We start from the raw sequence: 26,172 nt of genomic DNA on the forward strand, positions 1-26,172 counted from the left end.
TTCAACGCGCGCCGGACGGTTTCCACAGATCGATGGGCCGGGCCGCGTTCGTCACGAACGGCAGCTCGACCTTGCGTCCGAGCCGCGCCGATTCGTAGGCGGCAAAGATGACTTCGAGCACGACGCGCGCGTCCTCGCCGGTGACGAGGGGCGTCTTGTCGTGCTGCACGCAGTCCACGAAGTGCGCCATTTCCGCGTGGAAGCCGTAGTTCCAGGCCTCTTCATAGATCGTGAAACTCCATCCTTTGGTGGAGCCGGCCTTCTCCACGGCGTACTCGTAGCCGCGTGCGCTGTAGGTTTCGATGGCATTGCCGTGCAGCAGGTCGGCGTAAGCCACGCCCTCGGAGCCGTGCACCTCGGCGCGATCGTCCATGCCGCCGAGTTTCGTCCAGCTCTCCTCGGCCATGCCAATCACGCCGTTGGCGAACTCGAGGATCAGGATCGCGTTGTCGTCGCCGCGCGTTTTCGCGCCGTGCACCTGCGTGCTCAGCTGGGCGTAGACCGACTTGATGGGCGGGCGCCCGAGCATCCAGCGGAAGAACTCAATCGCGTGACAGCCCATGTCCATGGTCACCCCGCCGCCGGAGCGCTCGACGTCCCAGAAGTGGGCCGCGTGCGGGCCGTCGTGCTTCTCCGTTTGCTTGAGCAGCGTGGGCGCGCCCAGCGCCCCGGAGTCGAGCAGTTGCTTCAAGCGAACATACTTCGGCGCGAAACAGAGTTCCTCGGCGTACATCAACTTCACGCCGGCGGTGCGGCACGCGGCAATCATGCGATCCGCCTCGGCGAGGTTGAGACAGAGCGGCTTCTCGATCACGATGTGCTTTCCGGCCGCCGCCGCCGCGAGGACCACTTCGCAGTGGAGATGATTGGGCACGCCGACGACGACCATTTGAATTTCCGGCTGCGCCAGCAGCGCGCGATAGTCGGTGTAGGCCCGCGGAATGCCGAAACGCCGGGCGAAGGCCGCGGCGTTGCCCGGAGTAGGGGAGGCCACTGCGGCCAGGCGGGCCTGCGGGCAGTGTTGCAGCGACTCCGCGTGAATCGCCGAGATGAATTGGGAACCGATCAGGCCGACGGACACGGGAGGTTTCATGGAAGAGGTTGGGGTGGATGCGGTGCGTGCGCGGCGGGGCGGCCGTGGGCTTGGCTGCGTTGCAGGGCCCAGCCCGCCGCTCCGACGAGTCCCGCGCGAGCGCCCAGTCGCGCCGGCACGATCTCGACGGCCGTGTGGGCCACCAGGTGGGCATTCACGCGCGCCGTGCGGGCCGCTGTAGTGAAGAACGCTTCCTGAGCTTCGACCAGCCCGCCGCCGAGGATGATCCGGGCCGGGCAATAGGCGTGGAGCACCGTCCAGATCGCGGCGTCGAGAGCGCGACGAACGTGGCTCAGGATCGCAGCGGCTTCAGCGTTGCCCGCAGCTGCGGCGGCAAAAACAGCGGCGGCGTTAATCAGTCCGATCGCCTTGCCAGCCTCCGCGATCGCCGTGCCCGAGACGATCGACTCGAGACAGCCGCTCCGGCCGCAATAACACGGTGCGCCCGCAAACGAGATCGGCATGTGCCCGATTTCCGGATGCTCTCCGCCGACTCCGCGGAAAATTTCGCCGCGAGTAATCACGGCACCGCCCACGCCCGTCCCGAACGTCAGCATCACTACGGGATCAAGGCCCCGGCCCGCACCGTAATAGCATTCGCCGAGCGCGGCGGCGTCGGCGTCGTTTTCCAGCCACACGGGCACACCGAGTTCGTGGGTGAGCGCTGCGACGATCGGGGCGCGCGGCCAGCCGGGCAGGGTGTGAGGATTGTCGATCACGCCGCGCACCGGATCCACCGGACCGGCGCAGCCGATGCCGAGGCCGGCGACGTTCGCGTTGGTTTTCTTCGCTTCGTGCATGACCTCGCGGACGGCGGCGGCGATGCGCGTCAGTCCGTCAAGGACGCCGGCGCGCGAGTCGGTCGGGAGCGTCCGCTCGGCGAGCACGCGGCCGTCGGCCGCGACCACCCCGACCGCGATCTTCGTCCCACCGATGTCCACGCCCACGGCGCAAGCGTGCGGCTTCACCGTGGTTGCCCGGGTTGGAGTGAATGCGGGGCCTGCAGTGCTTCCGGACAGAGCGAGGCGGCGGCGGCATCGCAATAGATCGCGACGGATTGATGCTGGCGTAGCAGCGAGGCGGGAAACAGCGGGGAGATTTCTCCGGTCACCAGCCGGCGGAGCTGCTGCGCCTTGTGCCGACCTGTAACGAGCAACAGGATACGGTGCGAGCCCAGGATGTCGTCCATGCCCAGGGTCAGACCGTAGGCGACCTGGCTCCGACTTTCCCGGAGCATGGCATGCGAGAGAGATTCGCGGGTGAGGGTCGCCACATGCGGGCCGCGCTGGAGTTCCGGCGCCGGTTCGTTGAAACCGAGATGGCCGTTCTCCCCCAGGCCCAGCACCTGCACATCGATGGGTCCGTGGCGCGCGAGCCACTGCGCGATGGCGTGGCACTCGGCCTGCGCGTCCGTCGGCTGGCTCTGCCACCCGCGATAGCGCTCGGGTGGGACCCCGAGCGGGTCGAGCAGGGTGTCGCGAAGAAACGTCTCGCACGACCCCGGATCGTCCATGGCCAGCCCGCCCCATTCGTCGAGTTTGATCCAGCGGGCCTGGGCGTGAAGTCGTGGTTCGGTCCGGGCCCTCGCGACCAGCAGTTCATATGTCCGCTTGGGCGACGCCCCCGTGGCCAGACAGAGGAGGGCGGTGGGCTTGGCGCGCAACTCCGCCGTCAACCGGGCGGCGGCCGCTTCGCTCATCGCCTCGGCATTCGGGAACAGGCACCATTCCCAGCCAGGCGGGGCCGCAGTGGGATCACGGTCGGAAGAAGGGGTGGGGCGGTTCGACCGCATGAATTGCAATACTAGCTGGAAGGCTCGAATCCACCATGTGATGACGTCCCTGATCTCTTGAGATTTTGTCCCCTCGCGCGGGCGCGCCTAGTTTCCCAGTCGCAGCTTCCGCCGGTATTCGCCGGGAGTCAGGCCCAGTTCCCGCTTGAAGGCGACGCTGAGATACTCGCTGTGCTGAAAGCCGCTGAGCTCGGCGATGTGCTCCAGCGTGAAATCGTTTTCGTCCAGCAAGCGTTTGGCCCGCTCGAGCTGCACGCGCAGGATCTCCTCATGCGGTGACTTGTTCAGCGCGTCACGAAATCTCCGATACAGCGCCGAGCGCGAGATGTTGAACCGCGTCAGCAGATCGTCCACCCGCAGCCCGGCGGTGGAGTTTTCCCGAATGTAGCGCAGCGTCATCGCGATGAGGGGATCGTCCACGGCGGTCATCTCGGTGGAGCGGCGGACGGCGACTCCGAGCGGAGGGATCAGGAGCGGCGACAGGGCGTTGGCCTGCGGCGGCCGGGCCATCAGCTGGTCGAGCAACCGCGCGGCCTCGAAGCCCACTTTCCGGCCGTTGTCCTTCACGCTGGAGAGCGGCGGGTCCGCGAGCCGACAGGTCTCCTCATCGTTGTCCACGCCGATCACGGCGACTTCCTCTGGCACCGCGATTTTCAGCCGCCGGCACGCCTCGAGGAGGCGCAGGCCTTGCCGGTCGCTGCACGCCATGATGCCCACGGGCTTTCGCAGGGCGCCCAGCCATTCCATCAATTGCTCCCGGTCCCGCTGGCCGACGGCCAGCGTGGCACCGCGCCGCAGGGAGAAAAAATGACGCACCGGCAGTTGCTGGCGCTCGATCGTCCGTTCGAAACCGCTGCGGCGCCGCTCCGACCACAGTTCCTTTTGATAGCCGCAGAACGCAAAATGCTTGAGCCGGCACGACAGGAGGTGTTCCGCCGCCATGACGCCGATCGCGTCGTCGTCATTGCCCACCTGCGGGAGCTTGAAATCCAAGTGGTGGCCGAAGACCTCGACCGCCGGGATTTTCGACGCGCGCAATCGTTTCGCGGTCGCGCCGCTCTCGACGTAGGCGAGGATGCCGTCGCCGCGCCAGTTATCGAGCCAGTCGGCCGAATAGGAACCGGTCGCTTCCGGATCGATGTGCAGCGACCAGCGCCCGACGGTTTCGGCGTAGTCCGCAATACCCTGCAGGACCTTGCGCCCATAGGTGCGCGATTTGTCGATGCAAACCGCCACCTGGGGCAAAACCGCGTCGTGCCGTTGAAGCAGCATGGGGAACTCCACGCATGGGGGAAGCCGCGGCGCGCGACAACGCGAAATCGTGCCACCCGCCGCGGGGCCGTTTTTGGGACGAAATCTCAGGATACGACGGACGTCCGTGCATGGTCGGTTGACCGCGTTCTGTTAGGATGTCATGCGGCCCGACGCCTTTAACTGCAGTTTCCTGAAAACGATGAAACGAAATCTCCGCTGCCTCGTCGCGTTCGGCTGGCTCGCGCTGGCCGTCGCGCCGCTGCTGTCCGCCGCCCAGCCGTCCCGTCCGAACATCCTGTTTTGTCTCGGCGACAACTACTCGTGGCTCCACCTCCCGTCGTATGGTTGCAACGCCATCCAGGCGCCAAATTTCGAGCGCATCGCGCGCGAGGGCGTCGTGTTTCGGAATGCGTTCAGCTGCGCACCGTCCTGCGCTCCGTCCCGCTCGGGCATCCTCACGGGCCAGGACATCTGGCGGCTCGCGGAGGGCGCCAATCTGCACGGCTCGCTGCCCGGCCAGCTGCCCACGTATCCTGCGTTGTTGGAGCAGGCCGGCTATCGCGTCGGCTACACCGGCAAGGGCTGGGCTCCCGGGTCGCTTGAGGCCGGCGGACGGACGCGCAATCCCGCCGGAGATAAGTTCGCCGGCTTCCGCGAATTTCTCGCCGAGCAACCCGCGGCGCAGCCGTTCTGCTTTTGGTATGGCGACGTGTATTCCAATCCTCTGGGCAAGCCGGTCGTGAAGGAGGGCGTCGACCTCGACCACTTCCGGATTCCGGCGTTTCTGCCGGACGTCCAGGCGACCCGCGACGATTTCTATTATTATTTTCAGCGGCTGCGTCGCCTCGATGCCGCCATGGGTGACATGCTCGAGGCGCTGGAACGTTCCGGTCAGCTGGAAAACACGCTGATCGTATTCACCGCCGACAACGGGATGGATCTTCCCCGTGGATATCCAAATGTCTATGACTACGGCACCCACATGTTCATGGCGATGCGCTGGGGCCAGGGCATCAAGGCGGGGCGCACGGTCGACGACTTCGTCAATCTCATCGACCTCGCGCCCACGTTTCTGGAGATCGCCGGGGTGCCGGTGCCGTCGGCGATGACCGCGCGCAGCCTGATGCCGATTCTGAAGGCGGAGGGCTCCGGCCGGATCGATCCGCGCCGCGACCGCGTGTTTACCGCCCGGGAGCGGCACGCGTGGGCCCGGCGCGGTGGGCTGGGGTATCCGATGCGAACCATCCGCACCGACGACTTCCTTTATATTCGCAACTACGAACCCGACCGCTGGCCAGCCGGGGATCCGGACTTCGTCCATCCGACGCAGGGCATCTATGCGGATATCGACCGATGCGCCACGAAGTCGTTCTTGTACGAGAACCGAAACGACCCGGCGCACAAGGCCCTGTTTGATCTCTCGTTTGGCAAGCGTCCGGCGGAGGAACTCTACGATCTGCGGAAGGACCCGGAGCAGCTGCGCAACGTCGCCGGGCAGCCAGGCTACACGGCGGCCCAGCGAAAACTCGCGGCGGATCTGTTGGAGTACTTGCGCGCCACCGGCGACCCGCGGGGCCTCGGTCGTCCGGCACCGTGGGACGCCTATCCCTACCACGCGGCGTATCGCAACACGGTGCAGTGAGAACACCTGTCCGCAACGCATCCTGACAGCTTCAATCGAATCCAACGGCGCGAACGTGTCCGTTGCCGGACCCCGTTCGATTGAGCGACGGCCCACTTAGCCGGAACCATTCACACCAATCGCTGCTTGCTTTTGGACTTCTGGATCGATCGTGGCTACGAGCGCCAGCGAGTGGCCGAACGACCACTCGCTGGCGCTCGTAGCCACGGCTAAAGTCCAAAGGCAAAGAGCGATTGGTATCGGTTGAAAGGTGAAGGTTGAAAGCCCCCAATCACCCAGGCAGCCAATGGTCTTGGAGTGCGTGCAGGTTTCCAACGAATGGTGCGTGACTGAATTCGAACCCAATCGACGGTGGTGGGAAACGATGTCCTGAATGCACCGGTCTGCTTCCGGTTCTTTCACCTTTCAACCTTCAACTGCCTGAGTCCGGCTTAGGATCACTCGCGACTGAAGCCCTGCGCTCGCTGGGTGCGGAGAGTTTCGGCGAGGCGTTTGACGACGTCTGGGTGGGCCGCGGAGACGTCGGTGGTCTCCGCGGGATCTTCGCTCAGATTCACGAGGCGCGGACGGAACTGTTCGGCTTTCGGGCCGGTGGCCGCGGGCGCCTTCTTGCCTTTGGGTGCGATCGGGACGCCATCGATCCACTTCCACGGGCCGCTGCGGATCGCGTAGACGCCGCTGGCGCTTTGCAGGATGAGATCGCGGCGAAGCGGCTGCGCGCCCGGCTCGCCGAGGAACGCGGCGAGCACGTTGACGCTGTCCGGCGCGGTGGTCGTGCGGTCGAGCTTCGTCTCGCCGACGATCGCGGCCACGGTGGCAAAGATGTCCACCACCCCGATCATCTCGCTGCTGGTCGTGCCGGCGGGAACGCGGCCGGGCCAGCGCACGAGGAAGGGCACCTTGAAACCACCTTCCCAGATGTCGTGTTTGCCGCCGCGCAACGCGCCGTTGATCTTCAGCCCCGCATCCATGGCGGTTTTGCTCGCGCCCGTCTGCCCGCCGGAAATCACGCCGCCATTGTCGCTCGTGAAGATGATCAACGTGTTTTCCAGCGCGTGCTGTTTTTCGAGCGCGGCGATGATTCGGCCGACGCTGCGATCAAGATCGTGGATGAAGTCGCCGTACGGTCCGGCCTTGCTCGTGCCCTGGGTTTCGGCTGACGGCGTGACCAGCTCGTGGACGGCGACCGGCGCGAAGTAGAGGAAGAACGGCGCGGGCCGTCCGGCCTGTTTTTCCAGCCAGCTCACCGCCCGCGCGGTGAGGTCGCCCATGGTTTTCGGATCGTCGCGCTCGGGAGCATCGAGGCCGAGCTTGCCAGGAACGGAAGTGAGCTTGGCCGAGCGCAGGCCGAACACGCCGTGGTTTTCAACGAAGACGCGGGTGATGTCGTTGTGATTTTGGGGAACGGCGAATTGGTAATCGAAACCGAGCTCAAGGGGACCGGGCTTGAGTTCATTCGTGTAGTCGACGCGTGGCGCGGTGCCGTAGCCGAGGTGCCACTTGCCGACGAAGCCGGTCGAGTAGCCGTGTTGCTTCAGCAGCGACGCGATTGTCGGGCGCGACGTTTCGATCAGCAGCGGATCGAGGGTGTTTGCGACGCCCCCGTGATTGAGCGACGTGCGCCAGCAGTAGCGTCCGGTGAGGAACGCGTAGCGCGTGGGGGTGCAGACGGAGGACGGCGTGTACGCGTTCGTGAAACGCCGGCCCTCGCGAGCGAGCCGATCGAGGTGCGGCGTGCGCACGAGTGCCGGATCGGCGCCGTAGGCCCCGAGACTGCCGTAGCCATAGTCGTCGCTGAGGATGACGACGACGTTGGGCGGGGCCGGAGGCGTGGCGGCGAGGGACGCGACCGCACCGGATAACCCGCTGAGAAATGAACAGAGCAGGAGGCGAGCGAATGACTTCACGGGAGGAGGTTTATCGGAAACGAAAGGTTGAACTCAGCGAGAGGCTCCCGGTGAACGAAGGCCCCACCGAACACGAGGAACCCTGAAATATTTCCCAGCCCGCGGGCACTCTCTTTTTGCCGGATGGGCCGGCGCGTGAACCCGCGACTATCGATCCCCGGAGCGGCCCACCGTGGAAGGCACGGGGAGCCGCCGCATCGTGGGCCGTCCCTTAAAGTGAAAACGTCGAGCTTAGGATGAACTGGCGCTCGCCGGGGGTCTTCCGTTGCTGGAGGAAAACGGTGCCGGTGTTGTCTACGTCGGCCGACCAGGGCTGGGCGGTGCGATCGTTCCAGACGTTCTGCACGCGGAATTGACCCGACCACCGCACCTTCTTGTTCGCCACCGTGAACGTGCGGCCGTAGTCGAGCCAGGCGTCGAGGTTCGTCGAGGCGCTGCCGTTGATCGGGCGCGAAGGGTCGAGCACCCCGAGCGGTGTGTTGATGGTCGGCTTGCGGTAGTAACCGATGATCGGAGCGGCGCGCCACCGGACGGCGGTGCCGATCGCGAAGCCCTTCAGGGCCGTGTCATTTTCGAACTGATACCGCGTGATGAGGTTGGTCTGCCACTCGTAGACGCGGGTTTGTTTTTGCCCGATGACGAGGAGGTCGTCGCTGGCCTCGGCCTGAATCTTCGGGATGAGGTCGGCGACGGTCGTGCCGTCCGAGAGGCTGGTGAGCAGCGGGGTGGAGCCCTTCGCCTGCCAGCCCGGGTAGTTCTGCGCGAGGTAGGCGAACAGGATCGCGCCATGGTCGACCAGGGAGTTGGTGTTACGGCTGGCCGTGGCGTAGACGCGGAGATTCTTGGTCGGATTGGCCACAAGCTCGAATTCCGTGCCGCGAGTTTTCTGGTCCTTGAGGTCGGTCCAGTTGGTGACCAGATCCGGTCGCTTGCTCGGATCCAGCACTTCCCAAATCGAATTAATCCACGCTGCTTTTCTACCCCGCATCGTGTTGTCCAGGCTGTTCGTCTGCGAGGTTTCGAAATAGGTGACCGAGCCTGAAACAAGGCCGCCAAGGTTGAATTTCAAACCGGTGTCGACGCCCTCGCCCGCCTGCGTCGGGATCAGTTCCTGGTTGATGGTGCGGTTCGACTGATTGAAGCCGCGGTAGTTGGTCGCGCGGTTATAGAACAAGCCGAAGTTCTTGTGCACATTCACGACGGCGCCGAACAGATAGGGCCGACCGACGTCGCGGAGGACCGGCGCGGCGGCGCCGCCACGGGCGTCAGGCCAGAGGCCGTTCGCGGCTTTGACATAGTTGACGGACGTGATGAGGAGCTCATCGCGGCGCAGTCCGCCGGTGAGTGAAAGGAAATCATCGAACAGCAGGGCTTGCGCGGCGAGGGCGTAGGAATTGGTGCGGGTGACGTTATTGCGCGGGGTGCTGGCGGCGCGCTCCCAGCTGGAGTTGATGCCATTGCCGCTCACGGGGTCGAAATTGCCGGCATAGAAGTTCTCGCGGCCCGGGAGGAAATACCAACGGCGCTGCACCAGATTTACGCCGTTGCTGAGATCCCGCTGGGTGCTGAGCGGAGTCGTGTTGGTCTCGGCATATTGCTCGAGGAACTGATGGTTGGCTTCGTTGTTCCAGAGACCGCCCAGCGAGAACCGGCCGAGGCCGCGCTTGAGCACCTTGATATGACTCAGGGACTTTTCGTAGCTGAGCGTGGCCCGCAGTTGGTTCACATCGGTCGGGATGTGCTGCTCGGTCGGCCGGACATCGACGAAGGCTTTGCCCACGTTTGGATTCGGCGTGCCGTCGGGCAATTGCGCGTTCGGGTCGACCTTGATGGCGACGTTATTGCCGTCCGTCTCGCGGTTGAACCGGTAGTTGTGGTCGTGCTTGCCGGCGATTTCCAGGTACAGGTTGTTCGCGAGGCGCTGCTGAAAGAAGACCGCGTAGTTCTCGTTATGATACTCCATCAGGTCGCCGTTGCCGACGATGTTGGTGTCGAGCGGCACGATCTGATTGGGCGAGCCGACGCCGTAGCTGATGGTGCGCACCCGGGCGGTCCGCACGATGGGGCGTGCGCCGTAGGCCATCGCGCCCCAATTCATCACGCCTTGGCCGGGAATATACACGGGGTAGCCGCCGGTGGTTTCGAACTCCCAGCCGGGGCCGGCAGCGGTGTTCTTGGCGACCGCTTTGATCGGACTGCCCGCGCTCGCCCAGAGATTATACCAGTCGTAGAATTCGAACGGACGCGCAATCTGCGCGCGCTGGTGGTTCGATTCGGCACTCACGTAGAGCAACGAATTTTTCGCGGGCTGAAACGTGAGCGTGCCGAAGATGGAGTTCCGCTTGTTGTAAGACGGTTGGATGTTGCTGCGGCGGTCGTCGTGCAGGACGTCCAGACGGAGGCCCAGTTTCTGCGGCACGATTACGGTATTGGCGTCGAACGCGGTCCGGAAGCTCCCGAAGGAGTCGACCTTGAGATCCAGCTTTTGGAAATTTCGGCGCAGGTCCGCCTTGTTGTTCGTGATGTCGACCGTTCCGCCCGGGTTGCCGATGCCAAACAGGATCGCGTTCGGCCCGCGGGTGAAGGTCATGCGGTCGGTGTTGTAGGAATCGACGGGGAAGCTAGCCGTGAAGAAATTGGTCGAAAGCGAATCGGACCGATACCCGCGCACGACAAAGGGACTGCCCGTGCGGAGGCCGTTGGCGTTGCCGTCGCCCTCGTTGCTACCGTAGGAGAACGTGCTCGGGAGGAAGTCCACGACGTCGTAAAAGCTCGTCGCGCCCATGTCGCGCAGCATCTCGGAGGTGATGACGGACATCGACGAGGCGACGTTCTTGATGTCGGTGCGCAGACGCGTGCCGGACAACGTGTCTTTCGCCGCGTAGCTGTTGTCGACCTCGGCCGTGATGACGAACGGGTTCAACTCGATCGGCGTCTCGAGCGCGGCAACCGACGTGGGTGGAACAGGCGGAGCGATCGATTGCGCGAGCGCGGTGCTGGCGAGGAGCGACAGAGTCAACGCGAGGCGGGGTCGTTTCATGGTCGGGCGGTTTGCAGGGGTTTGGGGGCACACTGGTTCCGAGGGGAGGAATCAGCGATAATGACGGGGAGCATGGTCCTTTTCGTGCGCCGCGAACATCTCCTTTTTTTTGGGATGGGAGCCTTCGGGCGCAGCTCAATCTCCGGCACTCAGACATGGGCTCGAAAGTCCATGGCACGTTGCACGGGCTTTCCAGCCCGTGAGGTTTGAGCGGGCCGATTCAACCGGGTCTGCCTGTTACAGGTTACCCGGCACGAGTGAAGCAAGGAAGCGTGCCGACGGGCGACGTCATCATCGTTTCTTGGCCTTGCCGTTCTTTTTCACGCCGGCGGGAGGCGCGTCGGTCGCGTTCGCCTCGGGGTCACCGCCTTCGCCCTGATCGGCGAGATTGGCGGGATCGTAGCGTTTGGCTTTCGGATCGGCGTTGGGATTGGGCTTCGGGAAATAGGCCCCGACCGTCTTCAAGCCGCTCATCAGTTGCTGCTGGAGTTGGGCAGTGCGCTCGGGATTGGCGGCGGCGACGTTCTGCTTTTCGCCGAGGTCGCGACGCAGGTCGTAGACGAAACGCTGCTCCGGCCATTCGTACCAGTGCATCAGTTTGGTATCGCCGACGATGAGGGCGGAGGCAGGCGGCGAAATGCGATAGTGCGGATAGTGGAAGTAGAGCGGGCGGTTGAGATCCTGTTCGGTCGGCGCGCCGCCGAGGAGAAGTCGCTTGAAACTCACGCCGTCGAGATTCGGGCCGAGCTTCGCGGTCGCGCCGGCGAGATCGGCAAAGGTGGGCAGAAAATCATAGCCGACGACGTTGACCGCGCAGCGCGAGGCCGCGGGGACGGCCGGTCCGCGCACGATGAGCGGCACCCGGATGCCGTTTTCCCAGAGCCACCACTTCGCGCCGCGGAGCGGATCGTGGGACTCGTTCCACAGGCGGTAGCCGTTGTCGGTGGTGAAAACGACGTAGGTGTTTTCGGTCAGGCCGAGCGTATCCAGCTTCTGGAGCACCTGCCCGATCGCGGTGTCGAGATCGTCGACCATGGCGGCGCCGAGCACGGCATGAGAGCGTTCGCGCGGGTTCGTGATCGTCGCGAACAGCGGATTCTTTTCGTACTTCGCCAGGGTCGTCTTGGTGGCTTGGTACCGGGCATGCGTGGCGTAGTGGGAGACCTGGAGGAAGAACGGGCGGCCGGCCTTCGCCTGGCGTTCGATGAAATCGACGCTGCGCCGCGTGATGCTGAACATCAGCTTGGGATCATCGGAGGTGTCGGACCGCTGGCCGGTCGCGGCGTCGATCGGCTCGCAGGTCTTGTTGTCGGTTTCACCGTCGCTTTCGTCGTAACCGTGCTTCGCCGGACCGCCGCCGTAGAGATGCCACTTGCCGAAATGGGCGGTCGCGTAGCCGGCGGACTTGAAGAGATCGCCGATCGAGGGGAAACGCAGGTTGCCCTGCGGTTCCGGTGCCAGCAGCGGGCGGGCGGCATCCTGGCCGCGCGTGAGGTATTGCACCGTGCCGTTGGTCTTTTCGCCGAAGCCGCCATTGCCGCTGTAGAGGTGGCGCGCCGTCATCATGCCGGTCTGGATCGAACAGCGCGACGGGCCGCACATGCCGGCGGCCGCGTAGGCGTTGCGAAAGGTCATGCCTTGCGCGGCGAGCTTTTCCACGTTGGGCATGTGGCGGAACGCCATCGCCGATTCCGGCAACTCCGCGCTCATGCGCACGGGCGTGCCGAACCAGGGCATGTCGTCGATGAGAATGAAAACGATGTTCGGCGGCGACGCAGCGCGTTCGGCGGCCAGCGAACGGGCGCCGGTCGTTGCGACCAGCAGAAACAGGAGCGTGAAACGGGTGAGAGCGATCATGGGGCGAGGGGCGGGAGTAAGCCGGGGAGTTCGTCGGTGACGGGCATTTCACCGCGGAAGAGTTTGCCGGCGAGTCCAGTGAGGCGGAGATAGTGATCGCTGGCCAGACCGTCATTGGTGAGGAACCGGACGTTTTCACCGGGTCCGACCGGCGGCGTGGCTGTCACCTTGAAGATCGCCGTGCCTTCGTCGACCTCGTCGAACATCGCGACGTAGAGCATGTCGGCCCCGGCGCGTTTGGCCGCGGTGATTTGCGACCAGAAGAAACGGCCTTGCAGGCGCGGGATGTCATCGAGTGGCGCGCCTTTCAGATTGTGCCAGCTGAAGCCGGGATAGGCCACGGGGAGGTAGTCGAGGTTGCGCTCCCGGCACCAGGCGAGATCCGGTTGCCAGACGTCGTTCGCGTGCCGTGCGGCGGTCGCGGGCGAGCGATAGCGGCCGGGCGTCCAGGGCGAGATCACATCGGCGAGCTGGATGAGTTCGTGCAGCGCGGGATCGGCGACGGCGTCGCGGGTTTGCGTGCGCCAGAAGCTCGGGACGCCGAGCATGATCGCAAGGCCGCCGCTCTCCCGGTCGTCCTTCAGGAACGCGATGAGCTTGCGCCAGTCGTCGAGCGAGGGACGCGGCGTGGCGTCGTTGAAACCGCAACCCCACAGCGCGAGGAGCGGTTTGCCGCGGTGGTGCAGGTATCCGGGATCGCGCGTGAGCTGCGTGTCGCGCCGCAGTTTTTTCCAATCGTCGATCAGCACATCGGCCCGGCCTGGCGCGAGGCTGCTGAGATCGTACATCAACGCGTACACGCGACCGTGCTCGCGCGCGCCGGCGCGGACGTTTTCGAGGACTGCGTTGTTGGCGGCGAGCGAGGTGCCGCGTGACAGCGAATTGATGAAGCGCTGGACGAATACGCCGTCGATCCCGTGCTCCTGCATCCAGGCGAAGTGGCGAATTACGGTGGGCCGGCGAAACGAGCTGAACACTTCCGCGGGAGTGCCGTCGGCGTGGCGGAGGTCGGTGGGGAAACGCTCGTCGGCCGGGAACTCGCTGAGATCGGGCCAGAGATCGACGCGCACGTTGCCCGGCGCGGGCTTGGCTCCGGCCTTGCTCCAGTGGTTGTAACCGCGCCGGGCACCGTCGCCCTCGGCGTTGAACCAGCCCTGGTAGCCGGCCATCACCTTGCCGGTGAGCGTCGTCGAATCGACGCGCGGCGGCTCGGCGCCGAACGCAGTGGCAAGGAGCGCGGCGCAGAGGACAAGGTGGAGACGAGTCGGAATCACCGGATGGAAGGGGACGAGGGTGGGCGCGATTTCGATGCGTCTTGCAGGTGGGCTTCGCCTAGACGGCGGAGGCGGGTGACGACCTCCGGATGCGCGGCGGACACGTCGTGCTGCTCGCCGGGATCGGTCTCAAGATCAAAAAGGGCGCCGGCGCGCAGCGGATCGCCGGTGTCGAGACCGGGATATTGGCTGGGGTGCGCCTGCCCGGTGGGGGCGAGAATCGTGACGCCGTCGGGCGCGCGGGGGTCGATCCAGAGCTCACCGGGTTTGAGGCTGGCGCGAGGTTGGCTGGCCTCGACGTGGAGCTTCCAGCGGTTGCTGCGCACGGTGCGGAGCGTGGTGCCTTGGAAGCCGAAGAGCGCCTCGTGGAGCTGCGCGGATTTTTCGGTGAGCACGGGCCAGAGATCGCGTCCGTCGGTTGTGCGATCGGCCGGGAGTGGCTGGCCCGCGCGCGCGAGCAAGGTGGGAAACCAATCGATCAAGCCTGCGGGGGTGGCGAGCGTCTGGCCGGCGGGAATACGGCCGGGCCAGCGCGCGATGCAGGGCACCCGCAAACCACCTTCAGAGGTCATGGCTTTCATGCCGCGCAGGCCGCCGCTGCTCCCACCGAAGTAGGCGCCGTTGTCGCTGCTGAAAACGACGAGCGTGTTGGCGTCGAGGCCGAGGGCGCGGAGTGTGGTCATGATCTGATCCACGCTCCAGTCGAGTTCGGCGAGGACATCGCCGTAGAGGCCGGCACCGCTCTTGCCCGCGAATTTTTCCGAGACTGCGAGCGGTTTGTGGGGCATCGCGTGAGCAAGGTAGAGGAAGAACGGCCGCTCGCGATGCGCGGTGATGAAGTCGAGCGCGCGCTGGGTGTAGCGCTGCGTGAGGGTCGCCTGCACCACGGGATATTCGACGACCTTTTCGTGCTCGATGAGCTGCACCGGGCGCATGTCGTTGCTGTAAAGAATGCCGTAGTAGGAGTCGAAGCCGCGGCGGGTGGGCCACGACTCGACCTGTTTGTGGCCGAGGTGCCATTTGCCGATCATGCCGGTGGCGTAGCCGCGGGGGCGGAGCAGTTGCGGGAGAAGGATCTCGCCGGCGGCGAGGGCCAGTTGATCCACGGCCGGAGTTCCGTCGGGCGTGGGGTTGCCGAACAAGCCGTGACGGGACGGATAGCGTCCGGTGAGCAGCGACGCGCGGGCCGGGGCGCAATAAGGAGTGGGCGCGTAGAACTGGGTGAAGCGTGCGCCTTCCGTGGCGAGGCGGTCGATGGCGGGCGTGAGCCTGAGTGGGCTGCCGTAGCTGCCGAGATCGCCATAGCCAAGGTCGTCGGCGAGAATGAACACAAGGTTGGGCAGGGGCGGCGATGCTGCGGCCGCTCGACCCGTGGTGAAGCCAAACACGGCGACAGCGATCGCGAACCGGCGGAATGTTTTCATGTGCAGGACAGGGGGACGGGAGGATTTCACCGCCGGGCGGCGGGGAGCTGCCGTTCCAGGTCTCGCGTCACATTCGGATGCGCGGCGGCGACGTTTTTCGTCTCCTCCGGATCGGAGGAATGATCGTAGAGTTCGACGGCTCCATCGCTCCAGCGGGTGAAGCGCCAGCGATCGGTGCGGATGGAGTCGCCGCGCGAGCTGCCACGGGTGACGAGCGTGAAGGCGGCGAGCTTGCCGGGCGACGCCGGGTCGCGGAGCAGCGGGCGGAGACTTTGGCCGGCGAGCTTCGGCGGCGGGGTGAGACCGCAAAGTTCGGCGACGGTCGGGTAAAGATCGACGAACTCGACGAGTCCCCGCGCGACTCCGGGTTTGATGCCGGGGGCGGCGATCATCAGCGGGGCGCGGCAACTGCGCTCGAAAAGGGTGTTCTTGTTCCACCAGTCGCGCTCGCCGAGGTGATAGCCGTGGTCGCCGAGGAAGATGACAACGGTGTTCTCCCAGAGTTGAAGCCGGTCGAGGGTGGCGAGCACGCGGCCAACCTGCGCATCCATGTAGGAAGTACAGGCATAGTAGGCGCGGAGAAATTCCTGGCGCTCGCGGTCGGTGAATTTGGCGAACGCGGTGCCGAGCTCACCGAAGCCGACCGCGAGCGGCGGAGCGGGCGTCTGGCCGTCGGGTGCGCGAGGCAGGACAAGTGAGCCGTCCGGATACAGGTCGAAATAGCTTTTCGGCGCGACGAACGGATCGTGCGGCTTCATGAAACCCGCACCGATCACCCACGGTTTGTCGCCCAACGCTTCAATCTGCGCGATCACGGCGCGGGCGATCTGGCCGTCAGGTTGGTCGTCATCGCCGCCGTCCATCGCGCCCCACTTGCACCAGCTCAGCTTTCCGCCGGTGAGATCGCGTCCGGCGATCGGCGTGCGGCCGAGGGCGGTCGCTTCAAACGACTGGGCGGAGTGCCACGACTTGGGGAGGTCCATCCATCGTGATCGGAGGGCGGCGTCGCGACCGCCGCCGAGATGGAAAATTTTGCCGAAGGCCGCCGCGTGCCGGCCGTCTTCCTTGAGGAGTTGCGGCAGCGTCACGACATCGGGCAGGCGGTCGCGCAGGAGCGTGCGGTTGTCGGTGACGCCCGTCGCGTCCGGTCGCAGGCCGGTGAGAAACGAACTGCGGCTGGGATTGCAGACGGTGTATTGCACGTAGGCGCGGTCGAAGCGGACGGACCGCGCGGCGAGCCGGTCGATGTTCGGCGTCTTGACGGCGGCGTTGCCGTAGCAGCCGAGGGTGTCGCGCAGATCGTCGACGGCGATGAGGAGGACGTTGAGCTTCTTCGGCAAGGGCGAGGCGGCGACCAGCGGGCTGACGCCGAGAACGCAGATCAATGCGAGGAGGAGGCGGCGAAATGCGCGTTTCATGCGGGCAGGGAAGTTGTGGGAGGGGGAGGCTTGAATGTCAGGGAGCGCCTATTTCTCCGCCCGCTTTTTCTTTTTCTCCTTCTTGGTCGATCCGGACGAATTCGTCGGGCGTTTGCCGACGCCGTCCATGGGCTCGGCCATTTGGTCGAGCCAGGTGTCGTAGAGCTTCGACAGCTCGGCGACCTTGGCGGCGTTCTGCGGCGAGAGGTTGGTGGTCTCCGCCGGATCGTTCGCGAGGTTGAAAAGCTCGACCTGGGTCTGACCGCGCTGCTGGACGAGTTTCCAATCGCCGGAGCGCACTGCGAACCCTCCCGCCTCGCCGCCTTCGCTCCAGTAAAACGTATCGATGTGGCGCGATGTTTTTCCGGTGATCAGCGGCAGCAGGCTTTTCCCGTCGAGCGGTTTCGCGGTGGGCAACGCCACCCCGGCGGCGTCGAGCGCGGTGGGCAAAATATCGAGTGAACTGATCGGAGTGTCGACCGTGCGCCCGCCCTTGAAGGCGGCCGGCCACGATACGATGAAAGGCGTGCGGATGCCGCCTTCGTAGTTCTGCTGCTTGGCGCCGCGCAGCGGGGTGTTGACCGCGCTCATGGCCTTCGAGCCGCCGTTGTCGGTGAGGAAAACGAGCAGCGTGTTTTCCCAAACGCCTTCCTGCTTGAGCGTGTCGACGACGCGCCCGACGCCGAGATCGAGGTGATGAAGCATCGCCATCAAGACAGCGCGCGCCTCGGTGATGTCCGGGTATTGTTTTTTGAAGCGCGCGATGTCAGCGGCGGGGGCCTGCGCTGGGGAATGAACGGCATTATAGGCGAGATGAATATAGAAGGGCCGTGCTTTGTGCTTCTGGATGAAGGCCACCGTTTCGTCGGTGAGCCGGGTGGTGAGGTAGCCCTCGTCCTTGATCGGTTTTCCATTCCGGTACATCGGCGAGCCCTCGATGTCGTCGAGCTTGAGGTAGTCGTGTGCGCCGCGGCCGAGGAAACCATACCACTCGTCGAAGCCGCGGCCGACGGGACTTTGCGCGACGGTGAGACCGAGGTGCCATTTGCCAAACGCGCCGCTGACGTAGCCGGCGGGTTGCAGGAATTTGGGGAAGATGGTTTCCGTTTGCGCGATGCCGCGCCCGCCTTCGCCGGCCGTGTAGACGCCGGCGCGCTGCTGGTAACGGCCCGTGAGCAGGCCGGCGCGCGTAGGCGAGCATACGTTGCCGGTGATGTAGCCTTGGGAGAAAAACACGCTTTCGCGCGCGAGGGCGTCGAGGTGCGGCGTGGAGACTTCCTTCGGGTGGTGCGGGTTGAAACTGATGTCGGCGTAGCCCTGGTCGTCACTGAGAATGACGACGATGTTGGGCGGGCGGGGGGAGGTCGCGGCGTGGGTCGAGCAGGCGGCAGCGCCGACGAGGAGGGCAATCACGAGGGCGAAGGGAAAGCGCGGGCTACGGAAAATCGGAGTCATGGAATAAGGGGAAGTAGGCTTTCGGGGCGGAGCGGAGGTAATGTCGCGAATCAAGTCAGATTGGACAAGAGAGTTGCCGGCCGAAAGTCCAGGTCTCACGAAATCGGCCAGGTTGCTCACCGTTCATTCATTTCTGCGCGGTCCGAAGCTTGGCGTTCACGCACGGAAGGAGGCGCATGTGGAGGCGAGCGCCTCGATCGTTTCGTCGCTCAAGCGCGCCTGCGCCCGCTGCCGGCGACGATAGTGGTTCAACATCTGGAACCGCGCAATCCGCAGTGCCCACGCCCTGAAGTCGGTCCCCGGTTCAAACTCGCCGAACTTGCGCCACAGCACGGCACACGTCTCCTGCATCGCGTCGTCCGCATCCGCCCCGCGCGGCACGAGGGAAAAAATCAGACCGGCAATCCGCTTCTGGTGCTGCAGCAGCAGCCGGGTGAAGGCTTCACCGTCGACGGGAGGGGGCGGGGGTGGCATGAGACGGGTGGCAGAGTCCGACACCCGGGGTAATGTCGGCAATCTCGACGTATTGGACAAAAATCGCAGCGACGATCGTCACAGCGTGGAAACCGCGTGCAGCGCAAGGGGAGACGTTTGGGCCCGACGGCACTCGTCTTACGGGGGCGATCGCTCCACGCCCCGCGTGGGGATTCAGTTGAGGAAACCGCCGGTGGCGGTGGCGAGATCGCCCGCGGCGGAACCCTGCAGGTCAAACCAGTTCCTGAGCTTCCACCCGGAGCCGGCGGCGGGTTCGAAACTCTGGAGCGCTTCGTCGTAGTGAAACACGATCTGGGCCGAGGTCTTGAGGGTCTTCGCGACGATGGAGCCGACAAACGCGGGCGAACTGCCGCCGCCGTTGGCCGTGACTTCCGCGAGGGGCGCGTAGACGCAGGCGCTGGCGGTCTCCTTCTGGGAAAGATCACACTTTCCTGTGGTGGAACTGATGATCTGCAGCGCACCGGCCCAGTTCTGATTGTCGATGACCGCCGTGCCGCGTGTCTCGAAGGTCCCGGTCGTGTAGATGATGCACGTCGCCGTCGACTCGATGGTCAGGCGGTTCGTGATTTTCATGCTCGCGGGAATCACCGTGACGTTTTTTCCCATGGTGATCGTGGTGTCGCCCATCTGGCCGGAAACGAAATAATAGTAACGTCCATCGGAGGCGGCGGCATCGCCTGCGCGCGGAAGCGCGGCGGGGACCGACGCCATCGAGTAGCTCACGTTGACCGACCCGGCGGTGGGGAACGTGGGGAGCGGGCAGGAGCCGGTGACGTTGCCCAGGATGCTGCCCGTGACTTTGTTCGCCGCCGGAGACGACACCCCTGAGCCGAGCTTGAGATTGCCGAATACCTTTTCGCCGACGTCGGCGGTGCCGCTGTAGACGATCACGTCGCCGTTGCTGGCGCTTCCAAGTCCGGGATACGCGAGGCGCGTTGCGCCCGGGACACCCGTAGGATTGGAGTTGAAGCTGTCCACGGTGGAGTGGCTGCCCAGATTCAGACTCGAGGTGGTGATGATGGCGGCGCCGAATCCGCCTTTTCTCCCCAGGCTGACCTGAAGCGTCTTGCGCACGGGTGGACCGCCGTCGAACGGGGTGATGGTCGCCTGTGCAATCGCCGTGGTCGGGCTGGTGTTGCCATCGTAGCCCGCGACGAACACCCGGACCGTGCCGACCGCGCTGCGACTGCGATCGAACGAGGGCAGCGTGATCGTGGCGTTGGCGCCATTCAGGGTCCAGCCGCTCCACGCGGTGTTCAGCGCCGTGCCGGCGTCGACCAGGCGAAAACTATAGACCGCCTTCTCAAGGCCGGCCTCGGCGAGGTTGGCGGCGTCGTTGAGGTAGAAGGTCCGCTGGGACAGCTTGAGCGAGTTGTGGCTGAGCCGGATGGACGCGGTGAGACCGACGCCGACGACCGCCGCGATCAGCATCACGCTGATGAGCAGGCTGCCGCGCTCGCGGCGGCGCGCGTGTATCCGAAAACCGGAGGCGAACGGGCGGGCGTTCACGAAGCGGGTTTGTTCCGCAACGTGAACGTCGCGGAAACGGCGGAGGTGGCGCGGGCCGCGCCGGTGGCGGAGCGACTGACGGTGGCGGAGACCTCGATGCGCTTGGTGGCCAGATCCGTGGTCGCAGCGGTGCCGCTCGCGGTGAGGCGGGAGAAGGAAAGTCCCGGTCCGCCGTCGGGCCGCGCGGGAATGCCGCGGATCAATTCAATCCGCTGGCTCGTGCTCGCACTGCTTGAACCGGGCACGCGAAAAAAGCTGAGCGACGTGCTGCTCCAGCAGTAGGTGAACTCCGATGTCGTGCCGTTGCTGCGGGGGATGGTGACGGTGATGTCGCTGGCACCATTCCATTTCAGACTCTTCGCCGATTTGAGGTCAGTCCCGAGTTGCTCGAAGGCCCGGCGCACCTGGGTGTCCATCTCGGAGTAGTGCGCGATGCGGACGTTGTTGCGCATGAGCTGGACGCTGGTCGTCAGAATTCCAGCCAGCACGGCGCCGCTCAGGCCGACGGCCACGAGCAACTCGACCAGGGTGAAGGCGGCGGACGCCGCGCTCCGGCTACGTCTGGGAATTGAAGTACGCATACAGCCCGTCCTTGCCGTAGTACGTCGTGTAGGAACGGTCCTGCGGCCGGCCATCGTAGCTGCGCCAGGTCGCGGTCACGGTGACTTGAATCATGTTTCCCCCATGGTTCGGAACGGTCGCAACCGAGCGCGCCAGGGAGAAACGTCCGGCGATGGCCGGATTGCCGGCGAAGGAGGAGCCAAGGGTGGGCACGTAGCTGACGTCGTTGATCTGGCTCCACGTGAGCATCCGTTCCTTTTCAATCTCGCACTGCAGGATGCGGCACGCCGTCTCGAGATTGCGCGCGGAATCCAGGTTGAGAAACGCCCGCTGCATCGTCGTCACGGAGGTCGTCAGCACCATCGCCAGCACGGAGACCGCCATGATCACTTCGACGATCGAGAATCCTCCGCCCTGGCCCCGCGAGTGGCGGAGCTTGCAAGGGGATTGCGAATGATTCCACGAGAGGTACATGCGTGCGAGAGACCAATCGGATGCCGGGTGGTGCAGTTTAGGACAATGCGCGGCCGGCGCGACGATGCCGGCACGCCCGCCCTTCCCCGGATCAGTTACTGAATCCGGTGAAAGGTCCTCCCGCTGAACGTCAGGCTGGATTTGCCCGTGAAGCGAAGCGGTCCGCCCGGCAGGCTGCCCAGCAACGCGAGCTGGCCTTCGATCCGGCCGAGGCGGCCGGTGTCGCGCATCAGACTGGGCGTCGTCTGGGCGTTGAGCTGGAACAGCTTCATCGTGCCGTCTTCCCCTACGGAAATCCCATAGTCGCCGGGCTGGCTGCCGGTCATGTACACGCCGGCGAGGTCTTTGCGGTAGGCTGCATTCTGCCGCGCGTCCGAAATGGGCTCGAAGTCAACGCGCGGCGGCTGTCGCCGCAGGGCACTTTGGGAGAGCAAGACATACGCCGCGAGGACGCTGGCCGCGGCGCCGAGCGCGATCCGACGCGGCAGCGCCCGGCCGGGTTTGCCGACGGTTGAAAGGGGTGGGGCGACCGTTGTGCCGACGACCTTGAAGTCGTGGTGCCGCGCCCGGGCGTCCGCCAGCGTGCGGTTGCGTGCCGCCGCGGCGCTGCCGTCGATTTCCGCCACGACGTCCTCCGGCGACAGCACAAGAGCCGTGGCAAACGCCTTCCTGGGTTCGACCAGATGCAGGCGACCGAGCAAGGTGGTCACGACGAACTTCTGCCGGCCGGTTTCGAGCACGATCTCGGGTTCCGCCTCGACGTTCTCAATCGGATCGATCGTGCGAAACTTGCCCAGCAGCGCGACCAGCTCGCCCGTGGTCAACTCGCCTGCGTTGCGGTCCATCAGATCCGAAGCCGAGCGGCCGGAATCCGGATCAAAGCGTACCAGGGTAGCCCGTATCATCGTGGTCAGGGCGGGGCGCGCACCACGAGGTACGGCCAGTGATTGAAACCCGTGCGGAAATTTCCCGTGTTGAGATTGCCGTCATCGATCTGCGCATCGATGGCGATGAGATCCCAGTGGGACAGCCTGAAAGGTTCGGTCGACGAGAACGCGGCGATGGCGATCATCGCGGTCGGTCGGGCTGCCGGGGCGGTCTCGCCGCCGCCCACAGTGGTTAGCCGGTAGTGTCCGCCGGCGGGCGTGGGGACAGACCAGTCCATCCCCTTGAGATACGGGGCGAGACCTGGCGGCAGGGTGCCGGCGACGGTATCCGGTGGCGCCGCGTCATGGTCGCGCAAATACGCCTCGAGGCCCGCCGCGATCGTCTTGAAATCCTGGACGACCCTGGCCTGCACGTTGCGCCGGTGGGAATGCTGCAGCGAGGTCGCGACCGCCGCGCCCATCAGGGCCAGGACCAGCCCGGTGAGAAGGAAATCAAAAGGTCCCCACGGGCTCCGGACCAAGGGCGGCGACGGAGCGGGCGACACCTGCTTGTCCGGGGCGATGGGCGCCGCGGGAGGTTCGCTGTCTGATCGGACTGGACTTTCGGAGAGGGCGGGCATGACCGGAGAGAGTCCGGAATTCGGGCGGTTGAACGCAGGAGCTGGATCGACGTGGGAGAATCGGGTCGTGCTGGATGGAACGACCAAAGGTGGTATCGGCGCGGAGTGCCAAAGCTTGACGCTTTTTTTCCAAGCGTTTCGCGGAGACCGGCAAACGAATTGCTTCACGGTCATCGAGCGGGCGTCAGGTCAACTTCTCCCCGACCTGCTTTGTCATGGGCCAGGAAATACGCCCGGCTGCCGGACTTTCGCCCGGTGCTGCGGAGATTTTGTGATGCCTGCTTCTGCACCGGTCCGTTGGCTCAATACCAATCGCTCTTTGCCTTTGGACTTTAGCCGTGGCTACGAGCGCCAGCGAGTGGCCGTTCGGCCACTCGCTGGCGCTCTTAGCCACGATCGATCCAGAAGTCCAAAAGCAAGGAGCGATTGGTATAATGCGTGTATTTGGAGCAGTTCGTGATTGCCTCGGGCCGCTCATCTTCACCCTCCATGAATCCCTTACCTCTGCTTCGTCGCACCCTTGGCGCCGGTTGTCTCGCCCTTGTTCTTGCCCGTGCTGCCTCCGGTGCCGAGTCGGCAACTCCGGCGCAATCCGGCCCGTCACCCGCCGCCGTGAAATCGCCGCCGCGGCCGCAGCCGCCGACGCGCTCGCCCGATGCGTCTGGCGCGCCGACGTTCACGCGGCTCGACGGGAAACCGGGCGTGAATCCACCGGTGGATGCCATCGGCAATTTCGTGATTGGCCCGGACTACGTGCCCGCGCCGGAATTGAAGGTCCGCGACGGCGTCCCGCAGGGCAAAGTCCAGCAGTTCACGCTGAACTCAAAGGACAGTAAATTCTACAACCCCGGCATCGCGCGGAATGTTTTCGGCACGGTCGATCCGCAGAATCCCAAGACGCTGATCGTCGAGACTCACCCGATCGATTACCTGCGCACCATCACCGTGTACGTTCCGGCGCAATACGTGCCGGGCACGCCGGCGCCCTTCATCGTCACCCATGATGGACCGCAGTTGGGCCGCGGGGATCGCTCTCTCGCCACCGTGCTCGACAACCTGATCGCGGAGAAACGCGTGCCCGTGCAGATCGCGATTTCAATCGCGCATGGCGGCGGTGACGCGCAGGGCAGCGAACGCGGGCGCGAGTACGACACGATGTCCGGCCTTTTCGCCGAGTTCATCGAGGCCGAGGTGCTGCCGGCGGTGGAGAAGGCCTACGGCGTGACGCTGACCAAGGATCCCGAGGCGCGCGCCACGATGGGCAGCAGCTCGGGCGGTTCCGCCGCGTTGATCATGGCGTGGTATCACCCGGAGCTCTATCGTCGTGTGATCACGACGTCCGGCACGTTCGTGAACCAGCAGTGGCCGTTCAACCCGGAGACGCCGGGCGGCGCGTGGGATTTTCACGCGAAGCTGATTCCGCAGAGTCCGCGCAAACCCATTCGCCTCTGGATGGGTGTGGGTGACCGCGACAACTACAACCCGAACGTGATGCGCGACGGCATGCACGACTGGGTGGAGGCGAATCACCGGATGGCGACCGTGCTCGCCGCGAAAGGCTATCGCTACCAATACGTCTTCGCCCTGAACGTCGGCCACGGCATGGGACCCGCGCGGCAACAGATCCTCGCCCACGCGCTCGAGTGGGTGTGGAAGGATTATCCGGTCAAATAACGAAGGTGAGCAGCGCGCGCGAGGTGCGCGTTCCCATCGGCCCCATGAAAGCCTGGTGGAAGGTAGGGCGGCTTGTCCCCAAGCCGCCGCGCCCACCGTAACGAATAAAAAAGCGGCGCGTGGGTGACCACGCGCCGCAATGTGTTTCGAGCCCGCTGGCCCGGTTAAAGTTTCTTCACCTTGAAACTGCGGAACTCCACCGGGTCGTTGTGACCGGCGAAGCCGATCAGGCCCTTCGTGCGATCGAGGCCCTTCGGCAGCGTGGTGAACTGGCTGCGATCGAACGTCGTGATGTCGACGTCGAGAATCTTGGTGCCGTTGAGCGTGACCTTGATCGTCTGGCCCTGGACTTCAATTTCCTGGTAGTTCCATTCGCCGACCGGCCGCAGGTAGCCGTGCTTGGCACCGACGCAGTGATAGAGGGAACCGTGGTACTGGGCGGGTTTCAGGCCCGGCTTGCCGGCCGCGGCCATCTTCGCGTTGTAGCCGTCGCTGTCGATCACCTGGATTTCGAAGCCGTCCGCGGCGGAGTGACCGCCGAGCGGCGTGCGGAGTGCGATGCCGTTGTTGCCGGCGGGAGGGAGTTTGAATTCCACCCGGATGATGCCGTTCTCGAATTCCTCCTTGGAGAGCAGATCGCCGCCCTTGCCCGGCTTGCAGACGATGGCGCCGTTTTTCACTTCGTAGCTGTCGACCGCGCCCTGCCAGTTGCTCAGGTCCCTGCCGTTGATCCACTCGACAAACCCGGCCTCGCCCGCGCGACGCGCCAGTTCGCGGTTGGCCTCGTCGGCTCCGATCTCGCGGATGAAAACGTTGCGCCAGCGGATCTCGCTGCCGTGCGTCTGCAATTGAATCGGTCCCTTGGGAAACGCGGGGTCACGCATGAAGCCATTGGGAATTTTCTCCGGCGCCTTGGCCTTGTCCTTCCCCTTCTTCGCGTCTCCAGCTTTTGCATACGCGAGGTAGCCGGCCTTCTGGTTGGCGAAGAAATTCTCGAGCACCGCGTGGTCGACGACCTTCTCGCCGTTGAAGATCACGGTGACGCGCTCGCCAATCATTTTTATCACGAAGCTGTTCCACTCGCCGAACGGGCGGTCCATCTTCTTCGAGGGATCCTTGCCCGGTGCGCCCTTGCTGTTGTTCCAGAGGCCGCCGGAACCCTTGTCCTGGCCGAGTCCGCGCGGGTCACCCTTGGTCGTATCCCAAATCTGGATTTGCGGAATGCCGCGCAGATAGATGCCGCTGTCGCCGTCGGGCAGCGCCTTGTATTCCACCATCAGCTCGAAGTCGCCGTAGTCCTTGTCGGACGTGAGGTACAGGCCCTTGCCGTCGTTCACCAGTTCGCCATTCGCCACCGACCAGTGGGCGCTGACGTGCTCGGGACCGGCCTTCGGCACCGGCAGGCCGCCCTCGACCGACTTCCGTTTGTAGTCGGCGAGTTGTTCGGGCGTCATCTTCCAGAGCTCGGACGGATCCTTGGTGCCCCAGCCGTACCAGCCGGAGAGATCCTTGCCGTTGAACAGGGCCTTGAAGCCCGCGGGCGGGACGTTGTCTGCGGCCCGGCCCACGAGGGCCGCGGCGACGATGCACGTGAGGGTGAGGAGGCGTTTCATGGGAGCGGGTAAGGGCGGCGGGGTTTTCGTGGGGATGAGGAGGGGAGCGTCCGGCGAAAGCCCGGGCTCAAACCGTTGTCTGGGATGCTGCGCCTGACGCGCGCGGATTGGCAATTCACCTTTCGTGCGCCAGCGCGGCATCCGCAGCTGGGTCGTGATCTCCGCCAGTTCCGAAGGGGAGGA

At 65.0% G+C, this 26,172-nt stretch carries 20 protein-coding genes; 2 read left to right on the top strand and 18 right to left on the bottom strand.

What is annotated here, in order from left to right; translation table 11 throughout:
• Position 1 precedes the first annotated feature (1 nt).
• The 4 genes from ACLJEU_RS04910 to ACLJEU_RS04925 all read right to left on the bottom strand — a co-directional run bounded on the left by ACLJEU_RS04910 (position 2) and on the right by ACLJEU_RS04925 (position 4,157).
• Positions 2–1,093: a Gfo/Idh/MocA family protein gene (locus tag ACLJEU_RS04910; RefSeq protein ID WP_414660683.1), complete on the bottom strand. Its 1,092-nt coding sequence runs from the start codon at positions 1,091–1,093 to the stop codon at positions 2–4.
• Positions 1,090–2,061, bottom strand: coding sequence for an ROK family protein (locus ACLJEU_RS04915; protein ID WP_414660682.1), 972 nt, complete (start codon positions 2,059–2,061; stop codon positions 1,090–1,092). Before ACLJEU_RS04915 ends, ACLJEU_RS04910 begins: the two co-directional genes overlap by 4 nt.
• Complete coding sequence (locus ACLJEU_RS04920; RefSeq protein ID WP_457795342.1) at positions 2,058–2,792, bottom strand: 6-phosphogluconolactonase; 735 nt, start codon at positions 2,790–2,792, stop codon at positions 2,058–2,060. The genes ACLJEU_RS04915 and ACLJEU_RS04920 overlap by 4 nt, the downstream gene beginning before the upstream one ends.
• Before the next feature lie 180 nt (positions 2,793–2,972).
• Positions 2,973–4,157: an AraC family transcriptional regulator gene (locus ACLJEU_RS04925; RefSeq protein ID WP_414660680.1), complete on the bottom strand. Its 1,185-nt coding sequence runs from the start codon at positions 4,155–4,157 to the stop codon at positions 2,973–2,975.
• A 181-nt stretch (positions 4,158–4,338) separates the two neighbouring features.
• Here ACLJEU_RS04925 and ACLJEU_RS04930 point away from each other — a divergent pair, with 181 nt between their 5' ends.
• A complete protein-coding gene (locus ACLJEU_RS04930) occupies positions 4,339–5,781 on the top strand; it encodes a sulfatase family protein (protein ID WP_414660679.1) in 1,443 nt (480 codons plus the stop codon).
• 437 nt (positions 5,782–6,218) lie between these two features.
• On the opposite strand, the gene ACLJEU_RS04935 is transcribed toward ACLJEU_RS04930, so the two are convergent.
• From ACLJEU_RS04935 to ACLJEU_RS04995, 13 genes are all read right to left on the bottom strand, one after another.
• Positions 6,219–7,688: a sulfatase family protein gene (locus ACLJEU_RS04935; RefSeq protein ID WP_414660678.1), complete on the bottom strand. Its 1,470-nt coding sequence runs from the start codon at positions 7,686–7,688 to the stop codon at positions 6,219–6,221.
• Positions 7,689–7,899: 211 nt separating this feature from the next.
• The gene (locus ACLJEU_RS04940) at positions 7,900–10,728 is read right to left on the bottom strand and encodes a TonB-dependent siderophore receptor (protein ID WP_414660677.1); all 2,829 of its coding nucleotides are present in this window, start codon (positions 10,726–10,728) and stop codon (positions 7,900–7,902) included.
• A 291-nt stretch (positions 10,729–11,019) separates the two neighbouring features.
• A complete protein-coding gene (locus ACLJEU_RS04945; RefSeq protein ID WP_414660676.1) occupies positions 11,020–12,585 on the bottom strand; it encodes a sulfatase in 1,566 nt (521 codons plus the stop codon).
• Positions 12,582–13,859, bottom strand: coding sequence for a glycoside hydrolase family 71/99-like protein (locus tag ACLJEU_RS04950; protein WP_414660675.1), 1,278 nt, complete (start codon positions 13,857–13,859; stop codon positions 12,582–12,584). The genes ACLJEU_RS04945 and ACLJEU_RS04950 overlap by 4 nt, the downstream gene beginning before the upstream one ends.
• Complete coding sequence (locus tag ACLJEU_RS04955; protein WP_414660674.1) at positions 13,856–15,283, bottom strand: sulfatase family protein; 1,428 nt, start codon at positions 15,281–15,283, stop codon at positions 13,856–13,858. Before ACLJEU_RS04955 ends, ACLJEU_RS04950 begins: the two co-directional genes overlap by 4 nt.
• 26 nt (positions 15,284–15,309) lie before the next feature.
• A complete protein-coding gene (locus ACLJEU_RS04960; RefSeq protein WP_414660673.1) occupies positions 15,310–16,701 on the bottom strand; it encodes a sulfatase in 1,392 nt (463 codons plus the stop codon).
• Positions 16,702–16,749: 48 nt separating this feature from the next.
• On the bottom strand, positions 16,750–18,156 hold the full coding sequence (locus tag ACLJEU_RS04965; protein WP_414660672.1) for a sulfatase-like hydrolase/transferase: 1,407 nt from the start codon (positions 18,154–18,156) through the stop codon (positions 16,750–16,752).
• A gap of 156 nt (positions 18,157–18,312) precedes the next feature.
• On the bottom strand, positions 18,313–18,630 hold the full coding sequence (locus ACLJEU_RS04970; protein WP_414660671.1) for a sigma-70 family RNA polymerase sigma factor: 318 nt from the start codon (positions 18,628–18,630) through the stop codon (positions 18,313–18,315).
• A gap of 174 nt (positions 18,631–18,804) precedes the next feature.
• Entirely contained in the window at positions 18,805–20,160 is a 1,356-nt protein-coding gene (locus ACLJEU_RS04975; protein WP_414660670.1) for a type IV pilus modification PilV family protein, read from the bottom strand.
• Positions 20,157–20,741, bottom strand: a complete 585-nt coding sequence (locus tag ACLJEU_RS04980) for a type II secretion system protein J (RefSeq protein ID WP_414660669.1) — start codon at positions 20,739–20,741, stop codon at positions 20,157–20,159. The genes ACLJEU_RS04975 and ACLJEU_RS04980 overlap by 4 nt, the downstream gene beginning before the upstream one ends.
• On the bottom strand, positions 20,716–21,195 hold the full coding sequence (locus ACLJEU_RS04985; RefSeq protein ID WP_414660668.1) for a type IV pilus modification PilV family protein: 480 nt from the start codon (positions 21,193–21,195) through the stop codon (positions 20,716–20,718). The genes ACLJEU_RS04980 and ACLJEU_RS04985 overlap by 26 nt, the downstream gene beginning before the upstream one ends.
• Before the next feature lie 95 nt (positions 21,196–21,290).
• The gene (locus ACLJEU_RS04990) at positions 21,291–22,100 is read right to left on the bottom strand and encodes a hypothetical protein (RefSeq protein ID WP_414660667.1); all 810 of its coding nucleotides are present in this window, start codon (positions 22,098–22,100) and stop codon (positions 21,291–21,293) included.
• Positions 22,101–22,105: 5 nt separating this feature from the next.
• Positions 22,106–22,702, bottom strand: a complete 597-nt coding sequence (locus tag ACLJEU_RS04995; protein WP_414660666.1) for a hypothetical protein — start codon at positions 22,700–22,702, stop codon at positions 22,106–22,108.
• Between the two features lie 489 nt (positions 22,703–23,191).
• Between ACLJEU_RS04995 and ACLJEU_RS05000 the strand changes: the two genes are divergently transcribed.
• Positions 23,192–24,376: an alpha/beta hydrolase gene (locus tag ACLJEU_RS05000; RefSeq protein ID WP_414660665.1), complete on the top strand. Its 1,185-nt coding sequence runs from the start codon at positions 23,192–23,194 to the stop codon at positions 24,374–24,376.
• 164 nt (positions 24,377–24,540) lie between these two features.
• Here ACLJEU_RS05000 and ACLJEU_RS05005 read toward each other — a convergent pair whose 3' ends face one another.
• Positions 24,541–25,989, bottom strand: a complete 1,449-nt coding sequence (locus tag ACLJEU_RS05005) for a 3-keto-disaccharide hydrolase (protein WP_414660664.1) — start codon at positions 25,987–25,989, stop codon at positions 24,541–24,543.
• Between the last annotated feature and the right edge of the window lie 183 nt (positions 25,990–26,172).

This window comes from Terrisphaera buseokensis (assembly GCF_047521145.2).
GTDB lineage: Bacteria > Verrucomicrobiota > Verrucomicrobiia > Opitutales > Opitutaceae > ER46.

Excerpts from the sequence above, each read along its gene's own strand:
- ACLJEU_RS04910 (WP_414660683.1), bottom strand. The coding sequence starts at position 1,093 with ATGAAACCTCCCGTGTCCGTCGGCCTGATCGGTTCCCAATTCATCTCG.
- ACLJEU_RS04920 (WP_457795342.1), bottom strand. The coding sequence starts at position 2,792 with ATGAGCGAAGCGGCCGCCGCCCGGTTGACGGCGGAGTTGCGCGCCAAG.
- ACLJEU_RS04925 (WP_414660680.1), bottom strand. The coding sequence starts at position 4,157 with ATGCTGCTTCAACGGCACGACGCGGTTTTGCCCCAGGTGGCGGTTTGC.
- ACLJEU_RS04930 (WP_414660679.1), top strand. The coding sequence starts at position 4,339 with ATGAAACGAAATCTCCGCTGCCTCGTCGCGTTCGGCTGGCTCGCGCTG.
- ACLJEU_RS04940 (WP_414660677.1), bottom strand. The coding sequence starts at position 10,728 with ATGAAACGACCCCGCCTCGCGTTGACTCTGTCGCTCCTCGCCAGCACC.
- ACLJEU_RS04945 (WP_414660676.1), bottom strand. The coding sequence starts at position 12,585 with ATGATCGCTCTCACCCGTTTCACGCTCCTGTTTCTGCTGGTCGCAACG.
- ACLJEU_RS04955 (WP_414660674.1), bottom strand. The coding sequence starts at position 15,283 with ATGAAAACATTCCGCCGGTTCGCGATCGCTGTCGCCGTGTTTGGCTTC.
- ACLJEU_RS04960 (WP_414660673.1), bottom strand. The coding sequence starts at position 16,701 with ATGAAACGCGCATTTCGCCGCCTCCTCCTCGCATTGATCTGCGTTCTC.
- ACLJEU_RS04965 (WP_414660672.1), bottom strand. The coding sequence starts at position 18,156 with ATGACTCCGATTTTCCGTAGCCCGCGCTTTCCCTTCGCCCTCGTGATT.
- ACLJEU_RS04970 (WP_414660671.1), bottom strand. The coding sequence starts at position 18,630 with ATGCCACCCCCGCCCCCTCCCGTCGACGGTGAAGCCTTCACCCGGCTG.
- ACLJEU_RS04980 (WP_414660669.1), bottom strand. The coding sequence starts at position 20,741 with ATGCGTACTTCAATTCCCAGACGTAGCCGGAGCGCGGCGTCCGCCGCC.
- ACLJEU_RS04985 (WP_414660668.1), bottom strand. The coding sequence starts at position 21,195 with ATGTACCTCTCGTGGAATCATTCGCAATCCCCTTGCAAGCTCCGCCAC.
- ACLJEU_RS04990 (WP_414660667.1), bottom strand. The coding sequence starts at position 22,100 with ATGATACGGGCTACCCTGGTACGCTTTGATCCGGATTCCGGCCGCTCG.
- ACLJEU_RS04995 (WP_414660666.1), bottom strand. The coding sequence starts at position 22,702 with ATGCCCGCCCTCTCCGAAAGTCCAGTCCGATCAGACAGCGAACCTCCC.
- ACLJEU_RS05000 (WP_414660665.1), top strand. The coding sequence starts at position 23,192 with ATGAATCCCTTACCTCTGCTTCGTCGCACCCTTGGCGCCGGTTGTCTC.
- ACLJEU_RS05005 (WP_414660664.1), bottom strand. The coding sequence starts at position 25,989 with ATGAAACGCCTCCTCACCCTCACGTGCATCGTCGCCGCGGCCCTCGTG.